The organism is Mycobacterium sp. 1423905.2, assembly GCF_001673155.1.
Lineage (GTDB): Bacteria > Actinomycetota > Actinomycetes > Mycobacteriales > Mycobacteriaceae > Mycobacterium.
The window spans coordinates 1-7,656 of record NZ_LZLE01000004.1; the positions used below are offsets into that span (position 1 = coordinate 1).

Annotated in this window: 7 protein-coding genes; 4 read left to right on the forward strand and 3 right to left on the reverse strand. The window is 68.1% G+C overall.

What is annotated here, in order from left to right; genetic code table 11:
* Nucleotides 1-2,190: ATP-binding cassette domain-containing protein (locus A9W95_RS00140; RefSeq protein WP_067408521.1), on the reverse strand; the 2,190-nt coding region annotated here is incomplete at its 3' end.
* A 54-nt stretch (nucleotides 2,191-2,244) separates the two neighbouring features.
* Complete coding sequence (locus A9W95_RS00145; protein WP_067408522.1) at nucleotides 2,245-3,456, reverse strand: NADH:flavin oxidoreductase; 1,212 nt, start codon at nucleotides 3,454-3,456, stop codon at nucleotides 2,245-2,247.
* A 26-nt stretch (nucleotides 3,457-3,482) separates the two neighbouring features.
* On the opposite strand from A9W95_RS00145, the gene A9W95_RS00150 reads away from it, so the two are divergent.
* Nucleotides 3,483-4,328, forward strand: a complete 846-nt coding sequence (locus A9W95_RS00150; RefSeq protein ID WP_067408524.1) for a bifunctional methylenetetrahydrofolate dehydrogenase/methenyltetrahydrofolate cyclohydrolase — start codon at nucleotides 3,483-3,485, stop codon at nucleotides 4,326-4,328.
* Nucleotides 4,325-4,618 carry a DUF3017 domain-containing protein gene (locus A9W95_RS00155; protein WP_067408526.1) on the forward strand — a complete coding sequence of 98 codons (294 nt, stop codon included), beginning with the start codon at nucleotides 4,325-4,327 and terminating at the stop codon, nucleotides 4,616-4,618. The genes A9W95_RS00150 and A9W95_RS00155 overlap by 4 nt, the downstream gene beginning before the upstream one ends.
* Nucleotides 4,619-4,621: 3 nt before the next feature.
* Here A9W95_RS00155 and A9W95_RS00160 read toward each other — a convergent pair whose 3' ends face one another.
* Nucleotides 4,622-5,062 (reverse strand): DUF732 domain-containing protein, encoded by a 441-nt coding sequence (locus tag A9W95_RS00160; RefSeq protein WP_067408528.1) that lies wholly within the window; start codon nucleotides 5,060-5,062, stop codon nucleotides 4,622-4,624.
* 215 nt (nucleotides 5,063-5,277) lie between these two features.
* On the opposite strand from A9W95_RS00160, the gene A9W95_RS00165 reads away from it, so the two are divergent.
* Together A9W95_RS00165 and A9W95_RS00170 are read left to right on the forward strand one after the other, a co-directional pair.
* The gene (locus A9W95_RS00165) at nucleotides 5,278-6,717 is read left to right on the forward strand and encodes an FAD-binding oxidoreductase (protein ID WP_172826511.1); all 1,440 of its coding nucleotides are present in this window, start codon (nucleotides 5,278-5,280) and stop codon (nucleotides 6,715-6,717) included.
* 79 nt (nucleotides 6,718-6,796) lie between these two features.
* A partial coding sequence (locus A9W95_RS00170; protein WP_156745916.1) for a 13E12 repeat family protein occupies nucleotides 6,797-7,656 on the forward strand: 860 nt, incomplete at its 3' end.

A 7,656-nucleotide genomic window follows, 5' to 3' on the forward strand; every position in this document is an offset into this window, starting at 1 on the left:
GATGATCGTCGCGATGGCCGCCTGCACGATCGCGAACGCGCAGAACACGACGATCTTGGCGCCCATATAGGCCGCCGTGGACAAACCGACCGCCTGTTCTCGCTTGAAGATGGGACGCTCCCCGATCAGATCTCGGATCGTCAGCGCGGTGCCCATGAACACCGCGCCCACGTTGAGCATGACCAGGATCTGGTCGGGCTGGGCGGGGTTGTTGCCCAACGGATCTGACATGCCGTACCCGGTCTTGCCGCGCACGGTCAGCGTGAGGACACCGATGAGGAAGGGCAGCAGCGCCAGGAACACCGTGTAACCGCGGTCGGAGACGACGAGCCGGATCTGGCGACGGGCGATGGTGGAGAACTGGCGCAGCACGTCGGTGTGCACCGGTTCGCCCAGGTCGGCGGCCGGACTGGCCTCGTCGGCGAAGGCCGGCGCCTGATTCTCGGCGAGGAAGCGGCGGTTGGCGGCGTCGGGATCGGCGCCGACCTTGGTGAAGATGTCGGCCCAGTTCGTGGTGCCCATAGCCGCGCCGATCTGACTCGGCGGGCCCAGATACGCCGTCTTGCCGCCGGGAGCCACCAGCAGCAGCTGGTCGCACACGTCGAGGTAGGCCACCGAGTGGGTGACGATCAACACCACACGGCCGGCGTCGGCCAACTGGCGCAGCATGAGCATGACCTGGCGGTCCAGCGCCGGGTCCAGACCGGTGGTGGGCTCGTCGAGAATCAGCAGCGACGGGCCGGTGAGCAGCTCCAGCGCGACCGAGGCACGCTTGCGCTGGCCGCCGGAGAGCTTGTCGACCCGAGTGTCGGCGTGCTTGGTCAGCTCGAGTTCCTCGAGCACCTGGGCCACCACCTGCGCGCGGTCGGCTTTGCTGGTGTCGGGCGGTAGCCGCAGCTCGGCGGCATAGCCCAACGCCTGATTGACGGTCAGCTGACGGTGCACCACGTCGTCCTGCGGGACCATCCCGATCCGGCTGCGCATGGACGCGTACTCGGCGTGGATGTCGTGGCCTTCGAAGGTCACGCTGCCGGTCGTGGGGCTGGTGTATCCGGCGATCAACCTGGACAACGTGGTCTTCCCGGCGCCGGAGCCGCCGATGATGGCGGTCAGCGTGCCGGGCCGGGCGGTCAGCGAGATGTGGTCGAGCAGCTGCTTGCCGCCCTCGACGGTGTAAGTGACCGACTTCACTTCCAGACCGCCGGTGCGCGTCGCCGCCTCGGTGCGGCGGATCAGGGTGCCGCCACTGAACACCAGGTCGACGTTTCCGATGGTGACCACGTCGCCGTCGGTCAGGATCGCCGAGCCGACGCGGACACCGTTGACGAACGTGCCGTTGACGCTGCTGTTGTCGCGGATCTCCGCGCCCAGCGGCGTCAGCGTCAAAAAGGCGTGGTGGCGGGAGGCCAGCACGTCCTGGATCACGATGTCGTTGTCGGTGGCGCGACCGATGGTGACCGAGCCGGCCGGCGCATCCGGCGCGCCACCGCCGCCGCCACCGCGTAGCGCCTGGAACATCTTGGTCGCCAGGTTCGCGACCTCGGGCGGCTTGGTCGCGGTCGGGCCGTGATGCGTCGTCGCCATCGATCGCGGCGGCTGCAGATTCGGGGGCGGGGCGGCGGCCGGCGGCGGCCCGGTCTGCCAGGGCGCGGCCGAGCTGGGATACATCGGTGGCGCCGGAGGCGCGGCCTTGGCGGCCGGAGGCGGCGGCCCGCCGGGCCCCGGCGCAGCGCCGCCCGGGAATCCGCGGGCCGCGGTCGGCGGGGCGTAGCTCGGCTGCCGTCCGGACTGCGGCGGCGGCCCGATCTGCCCGGATTGGTGAGCGTAGGGCGCCAGGATCGGCATCGACGTGGTCTGCGGCGGCCGCCCGGCCATGCCCTGGTGCCGTCCCACCTCGAACCGCAGCAGCGGACCGTCCGGGTTGCCGATGTTGACGCTCTGGCCGTCGTGAATGTCGACCATCGGCACCCGGCGCCCGTTGGCGAAGGTCCCGTTGAGCGAGTTGTTGTCAATGGCCAGCCAGCGGCCCTGATCGAAGCGCAGCAGCAGGTGGGCGCGCGAGATCAGCGGATGGGCAATGCGCATGTCGGCCCGCACATCTCGGCCCACCACGACGTCGTGGCCTGGGGCGAACGTGCGTTCCGACCCGTCGTAGCGAACGGTCAGCGCTGGCGGAGCGGGTGGGGGCATCGGATCAACTTTAGCTAATGGAACGAATGCGCCCACGACACCGCGAGCGGCACGTCATGCGTCGGGCGCGCCTGTCACGACGCAGCGGGTCCGGCTGTAGATCGTCGGCATGCAGCGGTTGCAGTGGATACAGGCCGAGTGCACGCGGTGTGCGTCGCCGTCGGCAGCGATGCGGTTGACCAGGTCAGGCTCGGCCAACAGCGCCCGGGCCATCGCGACGAACTGGAATCCCTCGGCCATGGCCAGGTCCATCGACTCCCGGTTGGTGATGCCGCCCAGCAGGATCAACGGCATCTTGAGCTCCGCGCGGAACAGCTTCGCGTCGCGTAACAGGTAGGCATCGCGGTAGGGGTACTCGCGCAGGAACTTCTTGCCGGTCATGCGCATACCCCAGCGCAGCGGCGGCTTGAACGCGCCGGCGAACTCCTTGATCGGGGCGTCTCCGCGGAACAGGTACATGGGATTGACCAGGGAACTTCCCGCGGTCAGTTCGATGGCGTCCAGCCCGCCGTCCTCTTCCAACCACTTGGCGGTGGTGAGCGACTCCTCGGTGGTGATGCCGCCGCGCACACCGTCGGCCATGTTGAGCTTGGCGGTGACGGCGATCGGCCGCGGGCCCTGGTCGACGGCTCGGCGCACGGCCAGCACCAGGCCACGCGCGACCTTGGCGCGGTTGGCCAGCGAGCCACCGAATTCGTCGTCGCGGCGGTTGATCAGCGGCGACAGGAATGAGCTGGCCAGGTAGTTGTGACCCAAGTGGATTTCGACGGCGTCGAAACCCGCTTCGACGGCGAAGCGGGCGGCTTGGGCGTGGTCGGCCAGCACGTCGTCAATGTCGTCGGCGCTGGCCTTCTTTGCGAACCGCATCGCGATCGGATTGAAGAAACGCACCGGTGCCAGCGCGGTGGCCTGGTTGGAGCGGGAATCGGCGACGGGCCCCGCGTGGCCGATCTGAGCGCTGATGGCGGCGCCTTCGGCGTGGATGGCGTCGGTGAGGCGGCGCAGCCCGGGTACCGCCTCGGGCCGCATCCACAGCTGTTCGCCGCCGGTGCGGCCGCCGGGGGAGACCGCGCAGTAGGCGACCGTGGTCATGCCGACCCCGCCGGCGGCCGGCTGGCGGTGGTATTCGATGAGGTCGTCGGTCACCAGCGCATTGGGCGTGCGCGATTCGAAGGTGGCCGCCTTGATGATGCGGTTGCGAAGTGTCAACGGACCGAGCTTGGCCGGGCTGAACACATCGGGAGCTGTGGAGCTGTCAGCAGCCATAACGGGAGCGTGCCAGACTGTCATGCGTGGGCGCAATCATGCTGGACGGCAAGGCCACCCGAGACGAGATCTTCGTCGATCTGAAGGAGAGGGTGGCGGCGCTGACGGCGTCGGGTCGCACGCCTGGCCTGGGCACCATCCTGGTCGGCGACGACCCGGGGTCTCAGGCTTACGTCCGCGGCAAGCACGCCGACTGCGCCAAGGTCGGCATCACCTCGATCCGCCGTGACCTGCCCGCCGACATCAGCACCGAAACGCTGAACGAGACCATCGACGAGCTCAACGCCAACCCCGAGTGCACCGGCTACATCGTGCAGTTGCCGCTGCCCAAGCACCTCGATGAGAACGCCGCACTCGAGCGCGTCGACCCCGACAAGGACGCCGACGGACTGCACCCGACCAACCTGGGTCGGCTGGTGCTCAACACCCCCGGCCCGCTGCCGTGCACGCCGCGCGGCATCGTGCACCTGCTGCGCCGCTATGACATCGAGATAGCCGGGGCGCATGTAGTGGTGCTGGGGCGCGGCGTGACGGTCGGCCGCCCGCTGGGTCTCTTGTTGACCCGCCGCTCGGAAAACGCCACAGTCACGTTGTGCCACACCGGAACTCGCGATCTGGCGTCGTTCACCCGGCAAGCCGACATCGTCGTGGCCGGAGTCGGCGTGCCGCATCTGCTGACCGCTGACATGGTGCGTCCAGGGGCCGCCGTCGTGGACGTCGGTGTCAGCCGGGTGGACGGCAAGCTGACCGGCGACGTCCACCCCGATGTGTGGGACGTCGCCGGCCACGTCTCGCCGAACCCCGGTGGTGCCGGGCCGCTGACCCGGGCGTTCCTGCTGACCAACGTCGTCGAGTTGGCCGAACGGCAGTGACACTGCGGGCCATTCTTTCGCGCGCGTTGCGCGCTCAGTGGCCGATCCTGGTCGTCGGGCTGATCTTTCTGGTGGCGTTCGTGCTGGCGGGCGCCAACTTCTGGCGCCGTGGGGCGCTGCTCATCGGTATCGGAGTCGGGGTGGCCGCGGTACTGCGGTTGGCCCTGCCCGACGAACGCGCCGGATTACTGGTGGTGCGCCGCAAGGCGACCGACTTCCTGACCACGGCGACGGTCGGGGCCGCGATGGTCTACATTGCGTCGACGATCGACCCGCTGGGCACCGGCTGAGGGTCAGAACCCGGGGATACCGCCGGGCAGGCCGGGCACGCCGCCCCCGATCAGACCGGGCACCATCGATACGCCCGGAAGCTGTTGCAGGCCTTCGACATTGCCACTGGCGATGTTGGACATCACCTGCGGGCAGTACATCTGGATCGCGATGGTGGTGAACATGCTTGCCATGCCCGGCGACATGCCGCCACCGCCGACGCGTGACGCGGCCGCCGCGAAGCTTCCACCCGGCTGGGCCAGCATCGGGCAGACGGCCTGTCCCATTGCCGCCGCGTTCCCCGGATCGCCGTAGTTCACGCCGGCGTTGCTCAACGCGCCGAGGAACTGGTCGTCTATCGGGCTTGCCTCGGCCGGAGCGGCCAGTGCGGCCCCCGCGGCCAGCAGGCCGGCGGATGCCGCCAGCAATCGGATGGTCAGTGGCTGGTTGCGCCATGAGTTCATGTGAGTTTCCCCGTCCCGCTTAGGAGCACCCGTGCGGGCACTCAGTCAACTCTACGAACCTTCGTGCATCGCTGTCACATTTCGGACACGATGACGTAAAGGTTTGTGCTTTAAGCGTTTTCTTATCGTGCTCTCAATGCCCTCTAGGTTAATGGAGTTCGCGCAGCGGCACGACGTTGCGTGTCAACGGGATTCGCGCGGTTTGCCAATTAACATTGCGGCATATGATCTCTCGGCAGAGATTTCTTCGTGATGCGGCCGCAGCGTTGGTGACATCAGCGTTATTTCCGCGTGGATGGGCCCGCGCCGACCCGGGCGGCGGGTGGTCCGGGCTGGCCTCTTCGATCGACGGACAGGTGCTGGTGCCGACCGATGGCGGCGCCTTCACCAGCGGCAAGCAGGTGTTCAACTCGCTGTACGACTTCGCCGAGCCGCTGGCCGTGGTCAGGGTCACCTCGCAGTCCGACGTCGAGAAGGCCGTCGCGTTCGCGGCGGCGAACAAGCTCAAGATCGCGGTGCGCGGGGGCGGGCATTCCTATATCGGGGCGTCGACCGCCGGCGGTGCCATGGTGCTCGACCTGCGGGGGCTGCCGGGCGGGGTGCAGTTCGACAGCGCGACGGGCACCGTCACCGTGCCGGCCGCGACCGGCTTGTATGCGGTCCATCAGGCGTTGGCCAGGGCTGGGCGGGCCATCCCCACCGGTACCTGCCCGACGGTAGGCGTCGCCGGCTTGGCGCTCGGTGGCGGCATGGGCGCCGACTCTCGCCACGCCGGCTTGACCTGTGATGCGCTGAAGTCCGCGACGGTGGTGTTGCCCAGCGGGAAGACGGTCACGGCGTCGGCTCAGGATCATCCCGACCTGTTCTGGGCATTGCGGGGTGGTGGCGGGGGCAACTTCGGGGTGACCACTTCGCTGACCTTCTCAACCTTCGCCACCGCCGACTGCGACGTGGTGCGGGTGGTGTTCGACTTCTCCGCGGCGGCCCAGGTGTTGACCGGTTGGCAGACGTGGCTGGCTGGAGCCGACCGGAATACCTGGGGATTGGTCACCCTTTCGATCAACTCCTCGCAGGGGAATTGTCATGTGCTGACGACGTGTCCGGCCGGGAAGGGATCTGCGGTGGCCGATGCGGTCAAGGCCGCGGTGGGCGCCGAGCCGACTGCGGTGGAGCGCCAGACACTTGGCCATATGGATCTGGTGATGTACCTCGCCGGAGGCAGCCCGACCAGTTCACCGCGGGCGTTCGTGGCGGGATCGGATGTGCTGGGCACGCTGAATTTGGCTGCGGCGCAGTCAATTGTGGGTGTGTTGGAAAAGTGGCCGGCCGCGGCGGGGAGCGCGTCGGCGGTCGTGGACACGCTCAGCGGTGCGGTCGGTGAGGTGGATCCGGCTGGCTCGGCCTTTCCGTGGCGGCGACAGGCGGCGGTGGTTCAGTGGTACACCGAGGCCGACGGGGCGAAGGCGACAGCCGCGAACCAGTGGGTAGGCACGGCGCATCATGCGGTGCAACAGTTTTCGGTCGGCGGCTACGTGAATTATTTGGAAGCCAACACTTCCGCGGCGCGCTATTTTGGGCCGAATTTGGCTCGGCTGATGGCGGTTCGGCAGCAGTGTGACCCGGACGGGCTGATGTACTCCGGATTGAGCATCTGAGTCTAACCCGTTGTGTCACAGGGTTTTCTCTGGTATCAGGTCGCGGGTTTTTGTCGGTGGTCGTTCGTAGAATTCAGGCATGGGTTCGAGTACGCGTGAGGAGATTGTGGATGTCTTCAGCGCGCTCGATGCTGCGGTGGATCGTTTGTGTGAGTTGTCTTTCGATGCGTTGACTACCCCCGAGCGGCTGCGGTTGTTGGAGCGGGTGGAGCGGGTGGCGCGCCGGTTGCCCGCAGCGCGGCACGAGTTGACCAATCAGCTTGTCGCACAGGCCAGTGAGGAGGAGTTGGGTGGGCGGTTGCCCGCGGCGTTGGCGGGCCGGTTGCGGATCACCCGCGCGGAAGCCAATCGGCGCATCGGGGAAGCCGCCGATCTGGGGCAGCGGCGGGCGTTGACCGGGGAGGTGTTGGCGCCGCGGTTGAGCGCCACCGCCCACGGCCAACGCCAGGGCCGCATCGGTGAGGGTCAGGTGCGGGTGATCCGGGAGTTCTTCCACCGGCTGCCCGCCCATGTCGATGTGGAGACCGAGCAGAAAGCCGAAGCCCACCTCGCGCAGCTGGCCGGTCAATACCGGCCCGATCAGCTGACCAAGCTCGCTGAGCGGCTGATGGACTGCCTGCACCCTGACGGGGACTACACCGACGACGACCGCGCCCGCCGCCGCGGCCTGGTGTTGGGCAAGCAAGACGTGGACGGGATGTCGCGACTGTCTGGCTATCTGACTCCCGAAGCGCGCGCCACCCTGGAAGCGGTGTTGGCCAAGTTGGCCGCGCCGGGCATGTGCAACCCTGCGGATGAGGCGCCGTGCGTGCAGGGAACCCCGCCCGAAGAGGTGATCCGCCACGACCTGCGCTCCGCAGGGCAACGTAACCACGACGGGCTGCTGGCCGCCTGCCGCGCCCTGCTGTGCAGCGGCAACCTGGGCCAGCACAACGGGCT

Excerpts from the sequence above, each read along its gene's own strand:
- A9W95_RS00145 (WP_067408522.1), bottom strand. The coding sequence starts at position 3,456 with ATGGCTGCTGACAGCTCCACAGCTCCCGATGTGTTCAGCCCGGCCAAG.
- A9W95_RS00160 (WP_067408528.1), bottom strand. The coding sequence starts at position 5,062 with ATGAACTCATGGCGCAACCAGCCACTGACCATCCGATTGCTGGCGGCA.